The sequence below is a fragment of the Lysinibacillus sp. GW823-FHT06C08 genome (assembly GCF_058795135.1).
Window position 1 is genome coordinate 46,208 of record NZ_JBXAHN010000005.1, and the last position, 19,148, is coordinate 65,355.

General features: G+C 39.7%; 18 protein-coding genes and 2 riboswitches. Of the genes, 12 read left to right on the top strand and 6 right to left on the bottom strand.

The genetic code is table 11. From position 1 onward, the window contains the following. Nucleotide 1: 1 nt before the first annotated feature. Nucleotides 2–601, bottom strand: a complete 600-nt coding sequence (locus AC1Q6O_RS13265) for a glycosyltransferase family 2 protein (RefSeq protein ID WP_008178244.1) — start codon at nucleotides 599–601, stop codon at nucleotides 2–4. Nucleotides 602–857: 256 nt separating this feature from the next. Here AC1Q6O_RS13265 and AC1Q6O_RS13270 point away from each other — a divergent pair, with 256 nt between their 5' ends. Further along, complete coding sequence (locus AC1Q6O_RS13270; RefSeq protein ID WP_008178247.1) at nucleotides 858–1,952, top strand: glycosyltransferase; 1,095 nt, start codon at nucleotides 858–860, stop codon at nucleotides 1,950–1,952. A 113-nt stretch (nucleotides 1,953–2,065) separates the two neighbouring features. Further along, entirely contained in the window at nucleotides 2,066–2,506 is a 441-nt protein-coding gene (locus AC1Q6O_RS13275; protein WP_008178250.1) for a GNAT family N-acetyltransferase, read from the top strand. Between the two features lie 82 nt (nucleotides 2,507–2,588). Here the strand turns inward: AC1Q6O_RS13275 and AC1Q6O_RS13280 are convergent, their stop codons facing one another. The 5 genes from AC1Q6O_RS13280 to AC1Q6O_RS13300 all read right to left on the bottom strand — a co-directional run bounded on the left by AC1Q6O_RS13280 (nucleotide 2,589) and on the right by AC1Q6O_RS13300 (nucleotide 8,890). After that, nucleotides 2,589–6,107, bottom strand: a complete 3,519-nt coding sequence (locus tag AC1Q6O_RS13280) for a S8 family peptidase (RefSeq protein WP_427071140.1) — start codon at nucleotides 6,105–6,107, stop codon at nucleotides 2,589–2,591. 138 nt (nucleotides 6,108–6,245) lie between these two features. Then, complete coding sequence (locus AC1Q6O_RS13285) at nucleotides 6,246–7,094, bottom strand: energy-coupling factor ABC transporter ATP-binding protein (protein ID WP_427071139.1); 849 nt, start codon at nucleotides 7,092–7,094, stop codon at nucleotides 6,246–6,248. Continuing rightward, on the bottom strand, nucleotides 7,091–7,864 hold the full coding sequence (gene cbiQ, locus AC1Q6O_RS13290) for a cobalt ECF transporter T component CbiQ (protein WP_492401459.1): 774 nt from the start codon (nucleotides 7,862–7,864) through the stop codon (nucleotides 7,091–7,093). The genes AC1Q6O_RS13285 and cbiQ overlap by 4 nt, the downstream gene beginning before the upstream one ends. A 5-nt stretch (nucleotides 7,865–7,869) precedes the next feature. Next, nucleotides 7,870–8,142, bottom strand: coding sequence for an energy-coupling factor ABC transporter substrate-binding protein (locus AC1Q6O_RS13295; protein ID WP_008178258.1), 273 nt, complete (start codon nucleotides 8,140–8,142; stop codon nucleotides 7,870–7,872). Nucleotide 8,143: 1 nt separating this feature from the next. Beyond that, entirely contained in the window at nucleotides 8,144–8,890 is a 747-nt protein-coding gene (locus AC1Q6O_RS13300; RefSeq protein ID WP_043990468.1) for an energy-coupling factor ABC transporter permease, read from the bottom strand. A gap of 144 nt (nucleotides 8,891–9,034) precedes the next feature. Continuing rightward, nucleotides 9,035–9,219, bottom strand: a riboswitch (cobalamin riboswitch). A 261-nt stretch (nucleotides 9,220–9,480) separates the two neighbouring features. Then, nucleotides 9,481–9,662: riboswitch (cobalamin riboswitch) on the top strand. Between the two features lie 144 nt (nucleotides 9,663–9,806). Here AC1Q6O_RS13300 and AC1Q6O_RS13305 point away from each other — a divergent pair. The 10 genes from AC1Q6O_RS13305 to AC1Q6O_RS13350 are packed head-to-tail and all read left to right on the top strand — an operon-like array spanning nucleotide 9,807 to nucleotide 19,139. Then, nucleotides 9,807–10,178, top strand: a complete 372-nt coding sequence (locus AC1Q6O_RS13305) for a (2Fe-2S) ferredoxin domain-containing protein (protein WP_008178261.1) — start codon at nucleotides 9,807–9,809, stop codon at nucleotides 10,176–10,178. A 4-nt stretch (nucleotides 10,179–10,182) separates the two neighbouring features. Continuing rightward, the gene (gene cobJ / locus AC1Q6O_RS13310; RefSeq protein ID WP_008178263.1) at nucleotides 10,183–11,850 is read left to right on the top strand and encodes a precorrin-3B C(17)-methyltransferase; all 1,668 of its coding nucleotides are present in this window, start codon (nucleotides 10,183–10,185) and stop codon (nucleotides 11,848–11,850) included. A gap of 14 nt (nucleotides 11,851–11,864) precedes the next feature. Then, nucleotides 11,865–12,800, top strand: coding sequence for a sirohydrochlorin chelatase (locus tag AC1Q6O_RS13315; protein ID WP_492401462.1), 936 nt, complete (start codon nucleotides 11,865–11,867; stop codon nucleotides 12,798–12,800). Next, entirely contained in the window at nucleotides 12,797–13,558 is a 762-nt protein-coding gene (cobK, locus tag AC1Q6O_RS13320) for a precorrin-6A reductase (protein ID WP_342550378.1), read from the top strand. Before AC1Q6O_RS13315 ends, cobK begins: the two co-directional genes overlap by 4 nt. A gap of 12 nt (nucleotides 13,559–13,570) precedes the next feature. Further along, nucleotides 13,571–14,230, top strand: coding sequence for a precorrin-8X methylmutase (locus AC1Q6O_RS13325; RefSeq protein ID WP_008178269.1), 660 nt, complete (start codon nucleotides 13,571–13,573; stop codon nucleotides 14,228–14,230). Continuing rightward, nucleotides 14,230–15,363 (top strand): cobalt-precorrin-5B (C(1))-methyltransferase, encoded by a 1,134-nt coding sequence (locus AC1Q6O_RS13330; protein ID WP_096365359.1) that lies wholly within the window; start codon nucleotides 14,230–14,232, stop codon nucleotides 15,361–15,363. The genes AC1Q6O_RS13325 and AC1Q6O_RS13330 overlap by 1 nt, the downstream gene beginning before the upstream one ends. Further along, nucleotides 15,320–16,540, top strand: a complete 1,221-nt coding sequence (cbiE, locus tag AC1Q6O_RS13335) for a precorrin-6y C5,15-methyltransferase (decarboxylating) subunit CbiE (RefSeq protein ID WP_492401465.1) — start codon at nucleotides 15,320–15,322, stop codon at nucleotides 16,538–16,540. Before AC1Q6O_RS13330 ends, cbiE begins: the two co-directional genes overlap by 44 nt. Then, entirely contained in the window at nucleotides 16,533–17,240 is a 708-nt protein-coding gene (cobI, locus tag AC1Q6O_RS13340; protein ID WP_008178274.1) for a precorrin-2 C(20)-methyltransferase, read from the top strand. The genes cbiE and cobI overlap by 8 nt, the downstream gene beginning before the upstream one ends. After that, entirely contained in the window at nucleotides 17,240–18,025 is a 786-nt protein-coding gene (cobM, locus tag AC1Q6O_RS13345; RefSeq protein ID WP_008178276.1) for a precorrin-4 C(11)-methyltransferase, read from the top strand. The genes cobI and cobM overlap by 1 nt, the downstream gene beginning before the upstream one ends. Continuing rightward, nucleotides 18,018–19,139: a cobalt-precorrin 5A hydrolase gene (locus AC1Q6O_RS13350; RefSeq protein WP_492401467.1), complete on the top strand. Its 1,122-nt coding sequence runs from the start codon at nucleotides 18,018–18,020 to the stop codon at nucleotides 19,137–19,139. The genes cobM and AC1Q6O_RS13350 overlap by 8 nt, the downstream gene beginning before the upstream one ends. Nucleotides 19,140–19,148: the final 9 nt, after the last annotated feature.

Below are 19,148 nucleotides of genomic sequence, written 5' to 3' on the forward strand. Positions count from 1 at the left end.
GTTATTTCAATCCTCTTTCATGCAAATCGCATTCTGAGTTTTCTCGTGGATAGTTGTACCAATAAGCGTATTCATGGGTATATTTACTGGTTGGATTTTTGTCCATGAGCGCACAATTAAAATCCCAATCTCCTGCAATATCCTTACGTATAGTAAATTTCGCATCCCCGATAAAGCTTCTTCGTATGATTTTAAATTGTCCCGGCAAGGAATAACGATTTGATTCATCTTTAATAAACGCATAGCCATTCTTAATGATCATGTTGTAATAGTAAATATCAAATTCACCATCCACCTGTGCTAATACATTGCGGATGGCAGGTAAATAGTGGTCATCACTATCGATGATGGCAATATAATCACCTGTTGCTTCAGCGATGCATCGGTTATAGGCAACGCTTGCACCTAGATTCGTTGGATGAACGATGATTTTTAACGCTGTACAGTTTTTTTGATAGTCCTGTAAAATGGCTAACGTCTTGTCGGTGGAGCCGTCATCTACAACGATAATTTCATAGGCATATTCTTTAGGAATACTGTCAAGCATTGTTAGGATCCATTCTTCGCTATTATAAGTAGGTGATAAAAAGCTTATTTTCATTTTATCCCTCCATCCTGATTAAGTAATTTAGTTCTTCATGTTTACTGAACAGATTCTTTATTACAATATGCGTGGATAGAGGGCTATCGTAGGCAATTGCTTGCTATCATAAGTTTTTTAAGAGAGTAATTTTATGGATTGCCTTTATTTTTGCTAGAGAACTATGGGGATGGTTGTGACATTTTACTAAGTTATACACGTTTGACAGGTGTGGTCATAAACTAGGAAAGAGCGCTTTTTAAGAAAGAGGGATTCGATGACAAAAAGGATCGCATTTATTTGTAGCGTGGAATCAGCTAAACTTTCCGATGCACACATTTTCAAAGATCTATGTCTTGTGCCTATTTTACTAGGGGAGTATTTAGGCTATGAAGTTAGTATAGTGACGACAGAGATGAATGAAACCCTTCTGCAACAATCTTTTCCGGCTGTTAAATTTGAGCAGGTTCCAATTGGGATTGATTATGTTGCCAATATGAATGCTTATTTAGTGAAGCATGCCAAGAACATTGATCTTGTATTTGCTATAGGACCATACCCATCCTATCTTTCCATTCTTCAAACATACAAGCAGTTTAATCCTAATGGCAAAGTTTATATGAAGTTAGATGTTAATCGATTTTGGTTAAGTCGATTAAAAACCTATCCATACTTTCTAGAATTGCTACAGCTTTGTGATCTTCTGACCTCCGAATGTGTATCGATTCAAACTGACATTCGAGAGTTTTCACAATTAGATGTTCAACATATCCCAAATGGCTTTTATGAGTATTTTCACACAGAGCCCGTGCAATTTCATGAGAAAGAAAATAGAATTCTATCAGTGGGCCGATTAGATGCACCAGAGAAGCAGACCATTTTTACAATAAAAGCCTTTCTAGCAGCACAGCTGACAGACTGGGAGCTTCGTTTGGTAGGACCTATGTCTGAATCGTTTCAGCAGGAAATAAAACAATTACTGGACAGTCATCCTTATCCTGCGCAAGTCACAATGGTAGGGCCAATCTCAGACAAGATGCAGCTAGAGGAGGAGTATCGCAAGGCAAAAATCTTTTGCTTAACATCCACAGTTGAATGCTTTGCACATGTTTTTGCAGAGGCTGCTAAAAACGGTTGTTATATTGTGACAACCGATGTGGATGGGGCTGCTGATATTACCCAACAACAACGCTTTGGCCGTATTCATCCAACACATGATTGGGAAAGTATTGCTCGGACGTTGCAGCAAGTCGCACATCAGGAAGCATTGTTAGAAAATACTTGTCTTCAGCTACAAGCCGATGCGCGGAAGGAATTAAACTGGCAGCATATCGTGAAAGATGTCGCTGCATACTTAAATGAAAAAAAGTAGAACTTCTCTCGATGGAGAGGAGTATTCTTTTCTTTGTGCCATTTTTTCCTATATAATGAAACTAGCTTTATAATGGTAGAAACAATCATGGGAAGACACAAGGGGAGACAAGAATGGAAATATTGCAAGCATCGATGAACGAACTAGAAGAGTTAACAAAGCTATTTGATGAATATCGTCAGTTTTATGGTATTGAATCGGACGTAAGTAGCGCTAAGGCATTTTTACAATTACGATTGGCCCTCAAAGAGTCGGTTATTTTTATGGCGCAAGTAGACGGCAAGATGGTTGGATTTACACAATTATATCCAACGTTTTCTTCCATAGCGTTACAGCGTGCCTATATTTTGAACGATATTTATGTCACGGAAGATGCTAGGGGCCTAGGGGTGGGCAAGGCATTGATGGAAAAAGTTTTTCAATATTGTGAGCAACAGTATGCTCGTTATGTGACACTGCAAACAGCAGCAGATAATGTGAATGCGCGTAAGCTGTATGAAAAGCTTCATATGAAGCAAGATGAATACTGTAATTATGTCAAATATTTTATGTAATAAGCATTTTAGTTTAGAATAAAGATGCTTAGATGTATAAAAATCCCCTAGATATTCCGTTATCTAGGGGATTTTATTGATATTATTTAATTTCTAACGTATATGGCTGTGTACTTGCTTGGCCATAATATTCACTAACTTCAATATAGTATTTACCTGCATCCAGTTCGATTGTACCTACCTCAGCATCTCCAGCTCCGTAAAGATCTAAAGTTTTGACTGTTTTTCCGTTTGCATCTATCACTCGAATCACACCATCTAGTGCTTTTTCTGTTTGAAGTGAGAAGAAGATATCACGTTTTTGGACGTTGTTAAATTCAAAGTAATCCTTATCACCAAATGGTATACCCGCATTTAAATATTGAGTAGCTATCCATTTGTCGTCTTCTTTCTTAAGGGCTAATGGTTTGGTTGGTACACCATTCACTAATTGGGAATCTGCATCTTCGTCTGTTCGTTTATGGTCGAACATCGTCAATGTGTAGGGCTGAATGGACAGTTGGCCAAGCCCTGTGCTATTGACTTGAATAAAGTAACCACGATCCTTTTTAGCCTTAAAGGATGTATTTACGTCTGTCGTTCCTACCATGCCAAGGAGTATCTCAAGAATATTATCGCTCAATCCAAATGGAATGGCGGTCTCCATTTCTTTCGGGTCAATTTTCATATTGCCATTTGTATCTTCAATAATCGATCCTGCAAATTTCAAGTCCTTCTGTAACTCTTTTGGCAATTGATTTAATTGTTCATTGGTAAATGGAACAGAGGAAATTAATAAACTCATAATTTCATCATTACCGTTTTGCTTATAATAATAGTAATCCTCATCGTCTTGGTAAATTAGATGATCTTTATAAGTTGTACCTGGTTGAATTTTTAGAGCTTTTGCTTCTTCATAATTATCAGGATTATAATCTTTTGGAATATCACCGATTTTACTTGTTTTCAACGTATATGGCTCAATAGAACGTTCCCCAGCATTTACAACGGCTACTACATATGTTTTGTCCTTTTTCAATGCCATCACTTTTGCATCGTTTTCATTACCGGCTGAGCCAAGAAGCAATGAAAGTAAGCCCAAATCATTGGTTAAGGACGAAACAGGAATTAGTTCATTTGCTTTTTCATCGTATTCAAAGACAGTACCAGCAGGCATTTGGCCAGCACCTTTGTTAAAGCTAAAACTATAAAGGGCATCTTCCTTTGTTTTAAATAAGAAGTAGTCCTCATCATATTCTGTTTGGAAATAAGCTTTTTGATCCTCACCAATGTTGAAGCGAATAGCTTGCTTAATAATCGGATCAACATTTTCTAAATTGTCCGTTGTAAAGGAATTCATGAGCATACTCATCATGCCTTCAATTTCATTTCGCTTTTTTGTTGTACTTGGCGTTATTGGTAATTGGTCGAGAGAGATGTTTTCGTCGTACATGGCTTCCTCTAAAGGTAGTCCATCCTCATCGGGTGGAAGTATAACAACCTCACCTTTTAATGTGTATGGAATCATAGACTCACTGACTGTTTCCTCTTTTTCAATGCCACCACTGAAAAACATCTCCATTGAAAACTCGCTATTACTTTCATTAGATACACTTAAAATGTATTCTTGATCTGGAACAGCATCGATAATCATGCTAACGGCTTCACCTTTAGCTGCACCGTAGGAACTTTGAATAGGGAAGGCTTCCTCTTCTTCAATTTCCTCTTTTTTAGCTTGCTTTATCTCTTCTGGTGGAATCGGATTGAAATCCTCTTTTAAGTAAAGATCCATAGTGGCAGTAACACCTGGAATTCCAGATAAATCAAACTTCAATGTTGTTGGTTTTGTTACTGAAAACGTAAAATAATCTTGATCCTTTTGTTGATCTTTGGACAGTAGGGTATAGTTTTTACCTGCCGTATTATATGGGAATTTTTTAATAGGCTGCATTGAAGACTTATTTAAAGCATCAATTGGCAAATTCGAGTTTTTCGCAGTTTGTGCTGTAAAGATATAAGTAGATTTCCCTTTTAAGCTATAACTACCATTATGATCTTTCACACCAATTAACAGCGTTCCTTTTTGGTCTGCTTTAAAAAGGTGACCTTCTTTTTTTCCTACACGAACATCATTAACTTTAATAGGCTCTACTTCACCTTGTTCATTAGTAGGGTAAAAGTATAAATCGAAGGCATAGTCGTATTGATCAGCGCCTTTTAATGTTAGCTGAGCATACTCATTTGCCTCTAGCTCAACCTTGTACCATTTTTTCTCGTCTTGCTGTTCGAAAACACCTTGTTCAATATTTAATGTATTTTTAGCAAGAACTTTGGCATTTTTGATACGCTCTTCTTTAGATTCAGAATAATGTTTAGGTAATTTATTTAAATCGAACTGTAAGGCTTTCACTGGATCGACAAGCCCATGACCATAAGTAAGATCATAACCCTTTTTACCTAAATCTTGTGCAGTTATTTCAAGAATTGCTTCAATTTCATGTGGCTTTAAATTCGGATGCTTTGATTTAAGTAGGGACACGATGCCTGCCACTACGGGAGATGCCATGGAAGTACCACTAAACTTAACAAAAGATGATCCTTTTTTGTCATCGTGTACAGTACTGTAGATGTCTTCGCCAGGAGCCACGACATCGACAGAGGGACCATAATTGGAATAGCTTGATAGCTTATTACGATCATTCGTGGAACCAACACTAATTACACCTTCATAGGAAGCAGGGAAGGAATATTCATCCGTCGACTCATTACCAGCCGCTGCGACAATCGTAATGCCACTATCAATAGCTTTTTGAACAGCATCCTGCATAAGTGGTGATTCACCATAGCCTCCTAAACTCATATTAATGACATCAACACCTTGCTCAATGGCGTACAGAATACCTTGTGCAATGATAAAATCATTTGCTCCTTCTTTTCCGTTAAAGACATCAATAGGTAGTAGCTTCGCTTGTGGATTAATTCCATGTCCACCAATGCCATTGTCTTTAGCTGCGGCAATAATCCCAGCAACATGTGTTCCATGATCACCTGGATAAGATGTATTTGCCGGTGCAGCTGCATTATAAGGTGTGAGTACTTGAGATTTTAGATCGGGATGTTTAAAATCAACACCAGAATCGATGACAGCTACTGTTACGTCATGTTCCCCAGCTAATGCTAGAGCCTGATCCATTTGCAAGAGGCTTAGATGATACATATCTTGTTTCTTTGGGTCAGTTTCTTTGTTGAAAGAATGATAGACATAACTAGGGGATACACTTGAAATCCCTTGCTGCTTTAAATAGTAAGAGACGGCTTTTTCTATGGATACACCTTTGTTAAGTTGAATCACATCATAGCCTAATGAAGGAATGGAGCGGATGACCTTAGATCCGATTTTTTTATGTACGTTTTTATCAAGGCCAGAATGCTTGATAATAATCGTATCCTTACTCATCCATTTGTCTTCATTTGTAAGATTCTTACCTGCATGTTGTGAATTGCTTGCTAATACGTTCTTCGCACTTTGTTGTGGTGTCTCCTCAGCAAAAGCCGAAGCGACAGGAACCATTAATGCAGCGGATGCTGCGACAGCGACTGATTTTTTAAACCAACTTTTCAATTGTATCTCTCCTTGATGTTCTATAATATGTCTCGACTATACTAATACGGTTAAACGTTAGAAAAGTTTCGCAAATGAGGAAAATTTTTCTCTGCGATTTAAAAACGAACTGTCCGTTACTTTTTATGGATGATACCATTACGCCTCTACATATAGCTGTTCAATCAATTGCAATAAGTCATGCTTAGAGCGAGGAATTGAAATATTTTCGTGCCATAATTTCTTTTTTTGTAGAGCCAAAGCCATGTCAAATACCCATGGTCGTTCAAGATGTGCCCGTTTTAGCAATTCTTCTTCATAAAATAAGGCGACAGGGTCACCATTATAAATAATTTTTCCTGCCTCCATGACCATAATTTGATCGGCCCATTCATAGGCAAGGGCAATGTCGTGAGTCGCAAGGATAATCGTTCTTTCATGGTCTTCTACTTTGGCTAAGTATTGAAAAACTTGTGTAGCGTAATAGCTATCAAGACCCGCTGTTGGTTCATCTAATAAAAGGACAGTCGGTTCCATCGCTAATACACCTGCCATGGCCACACGCTTTTTCTGCCCTACGCTTAAAAAGTGGATGGGTTTATCTAGTAGCTCTGTCACTTCAGTTTGTGCAACAGCCCATGCTATTTTTTCTTCAATTTTTTCCGTAGGCCATCCTAGATTCATTGGACCATAGGCTATATCTTGCTTAACAGTTCCTGAAAAAAGCTGATTATCAGCATCTTGAAAGACGATTCCAACCTGTTGGCGAAGAGCCTTTAATCCCTTTCTATTATATTGAAGTTTTTCTCCATCAAATGAAATGGTCCCAGCTGTTGGTTTCAAAATACCATTAAGGTGCTGAAATAAAGTGGATTTTCCTGCTCCATTATGACCGAGTATAGCGATTTTTTTTCCTTTTGGAATGTTTAATGTAATATCTGTCAAAGCCTTCGTACCATCTGCATAGGCATATGACAGGTTGTTTAGTTTAAAATAAAATGCTGTCATGAGAAGTACCCTCCGTATACGATGAGGAATAAAAAAATAGCCGTTATACCAAGCCAGTTTTTTTTGCTATAGGCGCCCGTTTCATGCCAATAAACCGTTTCACCACCACGCGCCAGCATGGCATGATTAAGCTCTCGACTGCGCTGAAACATTTCAATAAACAACGCGGCAATTAGCATAGACACTGAACGTAACCATTGCATGGGTGAGTGGTAGCCAAGCCGGGCTTGCTGGGCCAAATGAATTTTTTGCATGCTTTCTAAAAAAATAAAAATAAAACGATAGGTGAGTTCTACTAGCTCAACTAATAAAGTAGGTAGCCGCCATTGTCGAAGCACATAACAAATTCCTTGTACAGATGTCGTTAAAACTAAAAAATATAAGCAACTTATACTGCCAAGTACAATAAAGAATAGTTGCTGGGCGGTAGCGATACTGGCTCTCCCAATAAAAATTGTCCAGTTTATATACGTAAATGCCCCCATATGGGCTGGTAATGTATGCGCTGCTGGAGCTATCGAAATGATGATTGATAAGAGACTTGTGAATAAGAAAAAACCAGGTAGTAATAATAGCTTCGCATAATAGTTTAGTGGAATTTTCGCGCCCCAAATGATAAAAGCACTCATTACAAAAAATGTAATGAGTGAAAGTCGTTCATCTCTCATAATAAGCGTGAATAAAAGTAGTCCTAATGAAAATATCATTTTTTCTAGCGGATGAACGAACGCTAGCTTATTGAGATACGCATACTTATCAATGAGTAACATAATCCTTAACCTTCTTTATGCTTGCCACGCATATAGCCAATAAAGTAGCCGATAAAACCAGCACCAATAGCTGCTTGTAGCACGAATAATAAGCTTTCAATTTCACCACTAGGTGGTTCCCACAAACTATCAAACCATGGCTCATATTCTGCATTGATCTCCCCAATGGCTGCTTCTGCTTCACCGTCGGCTCCTCCAAATTCTGCTCCTTTTTGGACGAAAAGAGGGATAATCGCCAATAGTACGACGATTGCTAAAAGTAATAAATTTCGTTTCATATTAGTGCGCCTCCTTTGTAGAGAAAACACGTAAAGATTTTAATTCGCTAATATTATATTTTTTCAAGAAGTTCATGACAATAACTGTTAATATTCCTTCACTCACAGCTAATGGGATTTGTGTTAAGGCAAAAATACTTGCGAACTTTGTAAAGGAAGCCATAAAGCCTCCAACTTCAGATGGGAAGGCTAGTGCTAATTGAATGGAAGTCACCACATATGTACCTAAATCCCCAAGCATGGCCGCAAAGAAAACAGCTAATGAAAACGATAACCCCAATTGTTTTGCCCCTTTAAATACAAAGTAGGCGATAAACGGTCCTACAATAGCCATCGAAAATGCATTAGCCCCTAATGTTGTGATCCCACCATGAGCTAAAAGTAAAGATTGAAATAATAAAACAATTGTCCCAATGACACTCATGGCTAACGGTCCAAATAATACTGTTCCGAGACCTACTCCTGTTGGATGTGAGCAGCTCCCTGTAACTGAAGGGATTTTTAAGGCTGATAGGACAAAGGCAAACGCACCGGACAGCCCCAGAATCATTTTTGTTTCAGGGTTTTCATCAATTGTTTTACGAATAGAGCGCAATCCTAAAATAATAAATGGGATGGAGATTACCCACCAAAAAATAGCCCATTCGATTGGTAAAAAACCTTCCATGATATGCATGGCGAAGGCACGCTTTGGCACCATTAAAAAAGCCAATAGAAAATAACTAAGTTTCCACCAAGACAGCTTCAATTTTTTTCCTCCAAACTGTAAATAGATTTTTAGAATGTAGCGTGCGTAATAAAAAAGCACTTTTCCGTTGTTGGAAAAGTGCATAGCTAAAAAAGCAAATAACATTTTCATCTGCTAAGCCGCACACCTATCCTCGTAGGCTGAAACGATCACTTATGTTCGGCAGGTCTCCTGGCTCTAGTTCAACACTTTATAGGTCTTCCCATCCATTGGACAGTGACATTTTCTATAAAGCTCCCTATTACAGTGGCGGGACCGCGCCGGACTTAAACCGGCTTCCCTTTTAAGCAAAATGACGAGCATTTTACACCGAAAAATAGTAAGTTGTGAGATTTCACGACAAAGTGTATCACGAATTTCCATAATTATGCTATACTTTTTTTATAAAAAATTAAAAATAGAATATCAATGTCGAAAATTCTGATAACTAACGTTTTTTAGGATTAAAGAAGGCAAATTCAAATTTTTAATAGCTTTCACCCCTCCTATGAAATTGATAAATTTGTCATGATTTTTTAAAGAAATATTGAAATTTTAAAATAATAAGATATGATTAAGACAGTTTTCTATTATGTATACGATTAAAAATTTCATATAAAACGTCGATAAGTGCTCGAAGAACTCGAGATAATAGGGAAATTGGTGAAAGTCCAATACAGCCCCCGCTACTGTAATAGCTGATGAAATCGCAATGCCACCTGTGCAAACTAGGGAAGGTGCGACAGTAAAATGAAGCTTAAGTCAGGAAACCTGCTTATCAGATTGTGCATGCAAACTTTTCGGAGGGAGAAGTTGAAGCAAAAGCGAGGATCTGTCTTTCAATCTATTCGTTTTTATTTGGCTTCTACAAACCTTTACTCTTCGGCAGAGTAAAGGTTTTTTCTTTTTTCCAAAAGCAAATGAGGGGAGATATAAGATGACAACGTGGAATTTAGAGGGGATGAAAACACATCTCTTTATTTGCAATGGCAGTAGCTGTATGAACAAGGATGGGGAGGAAATTACCCAAGCTATACGAGATGAAATACAGCGTAACGCACTAGATAAAGAAATACATACGACAAGAACGCGCTGTAATGGACGATGCAAGGATGCTTGTGTTGTGATTGCTTACCCTCAGGGGAATTGGTATCGTGTACCGTCAACGGAGCATGCTAGAACACTTGTACAGGATTTGCATCATGAATCCTTATATAACGATCATGTTTTTACACTTCGAGAAGGGACATTACAGCGAACAGCGCAAACAACAGCCATTAAAGGGATTGAAAAGGTGAAAGAGGGGTAAAAACATGGCGCAAAAAGGGAAAATTTTCGTAGTAGGCTTTGGGCCTGGAGACTTTAAGCATATTACGACACGTGCAGTAGAGGCTTTACAACAAAGTGACATGATCATAGGCTATAAAACCTATGTTGAACTGATTCAAGATTTAGTCAGCGCAAAATCCATTGTCAGTACAGGTATGACAGAGGAAGTGTCACGTGCTCAGGAGGCCGTTCGTCAAGCAGAGGCAGGAAGTATTGTTTCGGTCATTTCGAGTGGAGATGCAGGCGTTTATGGTATGGCGGGATTGGTGTATGAAGTATTAATTGAGCTAGGCTGGACAGAGGCAACTGGTATTGAAGTGGAGATTGTCCCAGGTATTTCAGCTATCAATTCATGTGCTAGTTTACTTGGTGCACCCATTATGCATGATGCTTGTACCATTAGTTTGAGTGACCATCTCACTCCGTGGAATTTAATTGCGAAGCGTGTGGAAGCCGCAGCTATGGCCGATTTTGTTATTGCTTTATACAATCCTAAAAGTGGTCGCCGTACAAGACAAATTGTCGAAGCGCAACGAATTCTTTTAGAATATCGTTCTCCTGACACACCAGTAGGGCTTGTAAAAAGTGCCTATCGAGAACGTCAGGAAGTGACGATGACGACATTGGCAGAAATGCTGGAACATGATATTGGTATGCTGACAACAGTTATTATCGGAAACTCATCTACGTTCTTCTATGATAATAAAATGATTACACCGCGAGGCTACCAACGTAAATATACACTTGGTGAGGAAAAACAGCCATTACGTCCTCATCAACGCTTACGGGAAGAAAATGAGCCATGGGCGATGAATCAAGAGACAGGAACAGCACGAAATGACTTTGCGGCAGACCCTAATGCAGGGAGAATGAATAAACCCAGTATAGCCGTTATGCCAAAGCCGAAAAAAACAGCACTTGAAATGGCTACAGCGGCACTTGCAATGGTAAAGGGAACAAGTGCTATCAAGGTTACTCCAAAGCTTGTACAACAAAAAATAGAATCCATTTTTGAATTAGCAGTGAGCCCTGGCGTGGCTAATAAATTTTTCACACCACAGCAAATGATGACGTTAGCAGAGGTAGTAGGAGAAGAAGGATCAATGGAATATACACCAGATCATCAAATCCATTTGAAAATACCTACAACAACGCCTGAACGTATCACTGAGAAATTACAGGAAGTAGGCTTTTTATTAGCACCAATTGGTGATGTGTTATCGTTGAAGGCTTGTGATTTTTGCTACGGTGAAAAAGCAGATTCCATTCCATATGCGGAGGAAATTCAAGAAAAGCTTGGCGGTATGTCATTACCGAAAACATTAAATATTGGCTTCAATGGCTGTGGAATGGCTTGTTATCGAGCCGTGTTTGATGATATTGGGATTGTCTATCGCAAAAGTAAATTTGATGTCTTTATTGGAGCGAAACCAGTCGGGCGTACGGCTCATGCAGCACAGCCTGTTGTAGAAGGTTTGGAGCCTGATCAATTAATCCCTTTAATTACAGATATTATTGAAGAATATAAAGCAAATGCGCATCCAAACGAGCGTCTATTTAAATACTTCAAGCGGGTGAAAAAGATATTGCATTTTACGTATCAAGATATGTCTTCCAAAATAAAAATAGAGCCAGCTCCGTGCGGCGACTAGTGAGGAGAAAAGAGATGAAAGCTATATTATTTGTTGGCCATGGGAGCCGTTTAGCAGCAGGAAATGATGAGGTGCGTACATTTATCGAGCAAATGAAATCTCGCATTGATGAACAATATTTAGTGGAAACATGCTTCCTTGAATTTGCTTCTCCTAACATCGAAGAAGGTATTACAAACTGTGTGAAAAAGGGTGCTTCAGAGGTACATGTCATCCCGATTATTTTACTTCATGCAGGTCATTCTAAGCTACATATTCCGGCAGAAATCGAGCATGCTCGTGAGCATTATCCGAATATCACATTCACATATGGTCAAACAATTGGCATTCATGAAGAAATATTTGCGATATTACAGGATCGTTTAGTTGAAATTGGATTTGATACTGAACAAGAACAGGAAGACACAGCCATTTTATTAATTGCTCGAGGAGGTAGTGATCCTTATGCAAATGGAGATTTCTATAAAATTACACGATTACTATGGGAAAAACTACCTGTTAAATACGTAGAAAGTGCCTTTATGGGCGTAACGGACCCTCGTGTTGAAGAAGGCATTGAACGCTGTGTCAAACTAGGTGCTAAAAAAATTATTATGCTTCCTTACTTTTTATTCACGGGTATTTTAATGGAGCGTATGCATGTTATGTGTGAGAAATACAATGAGCAATTTCCAGCATGTGAGATTCAAATTGCCAACTACTTTGGCTACCATGAACGTTTACAAAATGTTCTATTAGAACGTATTGAGCAAGCGGTGAATGGTACATCAACAGGTATGAAAGATCTTGAAGAATATCGGGCTTACGCTGCTATTCATGGGCATGCACATCATCATCACCATCATGATCACGACCATGATCACGACCATGATCACCACCACGACCACGACCATGATCATGGACACGATCACGATCACCATCATCATCATGAAGAGGAGCCAGTAAAATGATTTTCATGTTAGCAGGGACGAGTGATGCAAGGAATCTAGGCCTTGAACTGCAAAGGACGGGACATGCTGTAACTGCCACCGTTGTGACGGAATCGGCAGCCTCTAGTCTTGCTGACGCTGGCTTACCTCATTTAATAGGGCGACTTACAGCGGAAGAAATGGCGACTATTATATCGGAACAAGGCTTTCAATTGGTGGTAGATGCCTCTCATCCATTTGCAGAAGAGGCATCGAAAAATGCCATGGCAGCAGCTGAAAAAGCGCAAGTTCCTTATATTCGCTATGAACGTGCTCATGAACATTATGAACACCCACTTATAACAGTCGTGAAGGATTATGAGGAAGCAGCTCAGTTAGCAGCAGAAAAGCGTGGTGTTATTATGCTGACAACAGGTAGTAAAACGCTTGCTACATTTACGAAAGTCTTACAAGGCTTAGAAAATACAAGAGTCATTGCTCGTATGCTCCCACGACTTGACAATATGGAAAAATGTGAGGCGCTCGGTGTGGCACAGCGAGATATTGTAGCCATTCAAGGCCCATTTTCAAAGGAATTAAATGAAGCATTATTCCGTCAATATGGAGTGACCTTAATGATTACCAAAGAAAGTGGCAAAGTCGGCTCAGTAGACGAGAAGCTAGAGGCAGCCCTTGCTTGTTCTATAGAAACAATTCTTATTGCAAGACCCAATATTAAATATGGCCAGCAATATTCCACTTTTGAAGAAGTGTTACAGGCTGTACAACATACACTTTAGGAGGCAATAACAATGGATTTTAAAACAGATTTCAAACCATTAACAGTAGACCCAGATAAAATTTACGATTACAGTTTCTCGATTATCGCGGAGGAAATGGGGGAGCATGACTTTTCAGAAGATGAATGGAAGGTTGTGCGCCGTATTATCCATGCATCTGCTGACTTTGAGCTAGGTCGTAGCGTTATTATTACACCAGGAGCACTTGAAGCAGGTGTTAAGTCTATTCTGGCAGGGCGTCATGTAATTGCGGATGTGCAAATGATTGAAAGTGGCTCTGGTAAAAAACGTTTCCAAAAACATGGTGGCGATTTACATTGCTATATTGCGGATGAGGATGTATCTGTAGAAGCGAAAAAGCAAAATACAACGCGTGCCATTATATCGATGCAAAAAGCCTCAAAATTGCATGAGGGCGGTATTTATGCCATTGGTAATGCCCCAACTGCATTACTAGAATTGATTCGTTTAATTAAGGAAGGCTTAGCAAAACCAGATTTAATTATTGGTATGCCTGTAGGTTTCGTGTCTGCGGCTGAATCGAAAGAAGAGCTGCTAAAACTTGAAGGTATTCCGTACATTACAAATGTTGGTCGGAAAGGCGGTAGTACAGTGACGGTTGCCGCATTAAATGCCATTTCACTTTTAGCGGATGAACAGGCGAAAAAATAATGGAGCGGAAGCCAAAAAAGGATCCTAAGGACATGCGTCACGGTTATACAACAGGAGCCTGTGCAACTGCAGTAACAAAGGCCGCTTTACTCGCCCTTATTACAAATGAAGAGCAAGAAACAAGCACGATTCATTTGCCAATAGGTAGGGATGCGACCTTTACCATTGAAAAATGCCTATTTGAAAACAATGCCGTCAGCTGTGAAACGATTAAAGATGCTGGTGATGACCCAGATGCCACACATCAGGCACTCATCGTCGGTACTGTGAGCTGGGCAGAGACACCTGGTATTCATTTAGATGGTGGGGTTGGAGTCGGGCGTGTCACAAAGCCCGGCTTACCAGTGCCTGTTGGAGAGGCAGCCATTAACCCTGTCCCACGGAAAATGATTCACAGCACTGTTCAAGGAGTATTGGACGAATTTCAAATTACACGAGGGGTTAACGTAGTGATTTCCGTCCCTAAGGGTGAGGAGATTGCGAAAAAAACGTTAAATGGTCGTCTTGGTATACTTGGAGGCATCTCGATTTTAGGCACAAGGGGAACCGTCGTGCCTTTTTCAAGTTCTGCGTATATGGCTAGTATTGTACAGGCCATTAGCGTCGCTAAAGAGGCTGGCTGTGAGCATTTAGTAGTGACAACAGGTGGTCGCAGTGAAAAATTTGGGATGAAGCAATATCCCGATTTACCTGAAGAAGCTTTTGTTGAAATGGGTGATTTTGTTGGCTTTACTTTAAAGCATTGTAAGCGACTTGGTATTAAACAAGTGTCCCTTGTCGGGATGATGGGGAAATTTTCAAAGGTGGCACAAGGGGTAATGATGGTGCATTCCAAAAGTGCTCCGATTGATTTTAACTTTTTAGCACAACTTGCAGAAGATGTAGGGGCAGATGCAGACACAATAGCCGAAATACGAGAGGCCAACACAGCGTCGCAAGTAGGTGAAATTATGATGGAAAAGGGATATGAATCATTTTTCCATCGTTTGTGTGAGGCCTGCTGCTATTCCTCCATTCATCATATAAAGGGCGGTTTAACGCTTTCCACATCGATTTATTCGATGCAGGGACAATTATTAGGAAGGGCTGATGACATTGCATCGATCGATGAAATTAATTGGGATCGGGGATAACGGATTAGCAAGCTTATTCCCACAATACCGCCAGTGGATTGAAGACTGTGAGGTACTTGTAGGTGGTGAGCGCGTGCTTGATTTTTTCCCGCATTTTACAGGGGAAAAAATCATGATCAAAGGAGGTCTTTCAGCACTTGTTGAGAGATTGTCAGAGGAAACAAGAAATACGATTATTCTCGCATCAGGAGATCCATTGTTTTACGGCGTTGGGGGCTATTTAGCGAAAAAGCTAGATTTGGAGGTTTATCCATATATGAGCTCCGTACAGCTAGCCTTCGCGAAAATGGGAGAAAGCTGGCAGGATGCTTATGTTACAAGTATTCATGGACGACCTATGAAAGGCTTGGCACAGCGCATCGATGGGAAAAAGAAAATAGCTCTGTTAACAGATGCTGAAAATAGCCCAAATGCGCTCGCACGTTATTTAAAGCATTTTGGTATGACCGAATATCGTGCATTTGTAGCCGAAAATCTACAGGGTGAAGATGAAAAATGTGATTGGTATTCGCTAGATGAAATGGAGAATGCACATTTTTCCCCTTTAAACGTAGTTATTTTACAACAAACTGTTGAACCAAAACGCTACACACTCGGTATTGATGATGAAGAGTTTTCACAACGAAAACCAGATAAAGGACTCATTACTAAGAAAGAAATTCGTGTCTTAAGCTTACAGGCGATGCAACTTCAACAGGATAGTGTTATTTGGGATATTGGTACATGTACAGGATCTATGGCCATTGAAGCGGGGAAGCTTGCACCTGAGGGGGAAGTATACGCCGTTGAAAAAAATGCACCTGATTTAGAGAACTGTCTACACAATCAGCAAAAATTTCGTGTGGATATAACAGCAATTCATAGTAAAGCTCCAGAGGGACTCGATCATTTCCCAGACCCTGATGCCATTTTTATCGGTGGTACTGGTGGTGAAATGGTCGAATTACTACAATTGTGCTGTAATCGCTTAAAACCAAATGGTCGAATTGTTTTAAATGCTGCGACAATTGAAAATTTATATAAAGCAGTGGAAGCGTTTAAGGCTTGTGATTTTGCGGTTGATATTTTACAGGCACAGCTTGCGCGTAGCAAACCGATCTTAGATATGACACGCTTTGTGCCATTAAATCCAATATATATTATTTCGGTTTATCGAAAGGAAGAAAATCATGACTAATTTAGGTGTTTTATATGGCTTGGGCGTAGGTCCTGGCGATCCAGAATTAATTACAGTGAAGGCGTTTCGTGTGATTCAAGAGTCACCTGTTATTGCCTATCCCAAAAAACTTAGAGGCAGTAAGAGCTATGCCCATCGTATTGTAGATGTTTATATTAATCCAGAGGAAAAAGATATGCTTGGTCTTGTATTTCCTATGACGAAGGACGAAGCTGTCCTTGAGCGTGAATGGACAAAGTCAGTCGAGCTTGTATATGAAAAATTACAGGAGGGTAAGGATGTAGCCTTCGTTACAGAAGGTGATCCGTTATTATATAGTACGTTTATCCATATGATGAAGTTAATGCAGGACATGCATCCAGATGTAGAAATTCGTACGGTTCCGGGGATATCCTCATTTAATGGCTCCGCTTCTCGACTTGGTATTGCATTAGCTGATGGTGATGACCGTGTCGCGATCATTCCTGCCTATGATGATTATGAGGCAATGCGTGAAGCTATTGAAAGTCATGATGCTGTGGTCTTTATTAAAGTAGCAAAAGTAATTGATTTAATGCTACAGGTACTACGTGATTTAGATTTACTAGATAAAGCATCTGTTGTGACAAAGGTAACATCTGACGAAGAAGTAATTTGGGATGTACGCGAGTTGGATGGTGTCGACTTAGAATATTTAACATTAATGGTGGTGCGTAAATAATGAAGAAGATCTATATAGTCGGCGCCGGTCCCGGTGATCCAGATTTAATTACAGTTAAAGGCTTACATATGTTACAAACAGCAGATGTTGTTATGTATACAGATTCATTAGTGAGTGAAGATCTCATTGCGAAAGCTCGACCAGATGCGGAAATTATTCGTACCGCTGGTATGCATTTAGAGGAAATGGTCGCTGTGATGGCTGATCGGGTCCATGCTGGGAAAATAGTAGCTCGCATGCATACAGGTGATCCGGCCATGTATGGAGCGATTATGGAACAAGTAGCACTCTTAAAAAAGCAAGGCATTGGCTACGAAGTTATTCCAGGGGTTAGCTCTGTTTTTGCATCAGCAGCGGCAATTGGGGCTGAGCTAACGATTCCTGATTTAACACAAACTTTAATTTTAACTCGTGCTGAAGGGCGCACCCCTGTACCAGAATTTGAAAAATTACGTGATTTAGCAAGCCATCATTGTACAATTGCTCTATTCTTAAGTGCGACGCTCACAAAGAAAATTGTCAAAGAACTACAAAGTGCTGGCTGGGCTGATGACACACCCGTAGCGGTGATTCAACGTGCTTCTTGGCCAGATCAAAAAATTGTTCGTACGACATTAATCGAATTAGATGAAGCGATGCGCGTGAATGGCATTCGTAAGCATGCGATGATTCTAGCAGGCTGGGCGCTAGACCCTGATATTCATGATAAGGATCAATATCGCTCGAAATTATATGATGCAACCTTTACACACGGCTTTAGAAAAGGTGTGAAGACAAGTGATTGAGTTACAAGAGGGGTTATTACCAGAAGTTGATCAGCGCCATGCATATGCGGTTGTAGCGATTACAAAGCATGGTGTTCAAATAGGACGTCGACTCCAACAAACGTTTGCAGCAAGTGATTTGTATTATATGAGTAAATTTGAACAGGGTGATGAGGAGGAAAAGCATATTCAACTGTTTACTGGAACAGTGCGTTTGCTTTTGCCGACTCTATTTAAACAATACAAAGGTTTGATTTTAATTATTTCTTTAGGTGCAGTTGTCCGAATGATCGCACCCATTTTAAAGGATAAAAAGACTGATCCGGGTGTTGTAGTTATTGATGATCGAGGCGAAAACGTAATAAGTGTCTTGTCAGGACATCTTGGCGGTGCCAATGAACTAACACATGAGGTAGCGGCAGCTCTTGGTGCCAACCCTATTATTACAACAGCCTCCGATGTGCAAAAGACTATTCCAGTCGATCTATTTGGTGCACGTTTTGGCTGGGTTTGGGATAGTGCCGATAAATTAACGCCTGTCAGTGCTTCTGTCGTCAACGAGGAACATGTGGCTATTGTACAGGAAACTGGTGAGCGAGATTGGTGGATGCGTGATACACCAATGCCAGAGCAAATTAAAATTTATCCATCTACACGGACGGCCATAGAGGCTAAACCTCATGCAACATTATTAATAACGGACCGTATAATCGAACGAGAAGAAGAGGTTTTGCTTGAAAATGGTGTCATTTATCGACCAAAATCAATTATCTTAGGCATGGGCTGTAATCGTGGTACATCTATTGAGGAGATTGAACAAGTCATTGATGAAACCTTGGCAGAGCTTAAGCTTTCGAAAAAAAGTGTGAAGGCACTTTGTACAATTGATCTGAAGAAAGATGAGCAATGCTTCCTGGATATTACAAAAAAATATGATTGGGAGTTCGTTACCTACTCACCGACAGAATTAAACGAAATTGAATTCCCATCACCTTCAGAAACAGTCTTTAAATATACAGGGGCATATGGTGTCAGTGAACCTGCAGCTATGCGTTATGCTCAAGTCAAATCACTCATCTTAGAAAAGAAAAAATCAGGTAATGCTACGATTTCAGTTGCTAGATACCTATTTTAAGGAGGAAGT

What these genes read in the sequence shown, in the direction of transcription:
- cbiQ (WP_492401459.1), bottom strand. Translation starts at nt 7,864, where the DNA reads ATGTTACTCATTGATAAGTATGCGTATCTCAATAAGCTAGCGTTCGTT.
- AC1Q6O_RS13295 (WP_008178258.1), bottom strand. Translation starts at nt 8,142, where the DNA reads ATGAAACGAAATTTATTACTTTTAGCAATCGTCGTACTATTGGCGATT.
- AC1Q6O_RS13275 (WP_008178250.1), top strand. Translation starts at nt 2,066, where the DNA reads ATGGAAATATTGCAAGCATCGATGAACGAACTAGAAGAGTTAACAAAG.
- AC1Q6O_RS13315 (WP_492401462.1), top strand. Translation starts at nt 11,865, where the DNA reads ATGAAAGCTATATTATTTGTTGGCCATGGGAGCCGTTTAGCAGCAGGA.
- cobK (WP_342550378.1), top strand. Translation starts at nt 12,797, where the DNA reads ATGATTTTCATGTTAGCAGGGACGAGTGATGCAAGGAATCTAGGCCTT.
- AC1Q6O_RS13330 (WP_096365359.1), top strand. Translation starts at nt 14,230, where the DNA reads ATGGAGCGGAAGCCAAAAAAGGATCCTAAGGACATGCGTCACGGTTAT.
- cbiE (WP_492401465.1), top strand. Translation starts at nt 15,320, where the DNA reads ATGACATTGCATCGATCGATGAAATTAATTGGGATCGGGGATAACGGA.
- AC1Q6O_RS13265 (WP_008178244.1), bottom strand. Translation starts at nt 601, where the DNA reads ATGAAAATAAGCTTTTTATCACCTACTTATAATAGCGAAGAATGGATC.
- cobM (WP_008178276.1), top strand. Translation starts at nt 17,240, where the DNA reads ATGAAGAAGATCTATATAGTCGGCGCCGGTCCCGGTGATCCAGATTTA.
- AC1Q6O_RS13285 (WP_427071139.1), bottom strand. Translation starts at nt 7,094, where the DNA reads ATGACAGCATTTTATTTTAAACTAAACAACCTGTCATATGCCTATGCA.
- AC1Q6O_RS13270 (WP_008178247.1), top strand. Translation starts at nt 858, where the DNA reads ATGACAAAAAGGATCGCATTTATTTGTAGCGTGGAATCAGCTAAACTT.
- AC1Q6O_RS13305 (WP_008178261.1), top strand. Translation starts at nt 9,807, where the DNA reads ATGACAACGTGGAATTTAGAGGGGATGAAAACACATCTCTTTATTTGC.
- AC1Q6O_RS13325 (WP_008178269.1), top strand. Translation starts at nt 13,571, where the DNA reads ATGGATTTTAAAACAGATTTCAAACCATTAACAGTAGACCCAGATAAA.
- cobI (WP_008178274.1), top strand. Translation starts at nt 16,533, where the DNA reads ATGACTAATTTAGGTGTTTTATATGGCTTGGGCGTAGGTCCTGGCGAT.
- cobJ (WP_008178263.1), top strand. Translation starts at nt 10,183, where the DNA reads ATGGCGCAAAAAGGGAAAATTTTCGTAGTAGGCTTTGGGCCTGGAGAC.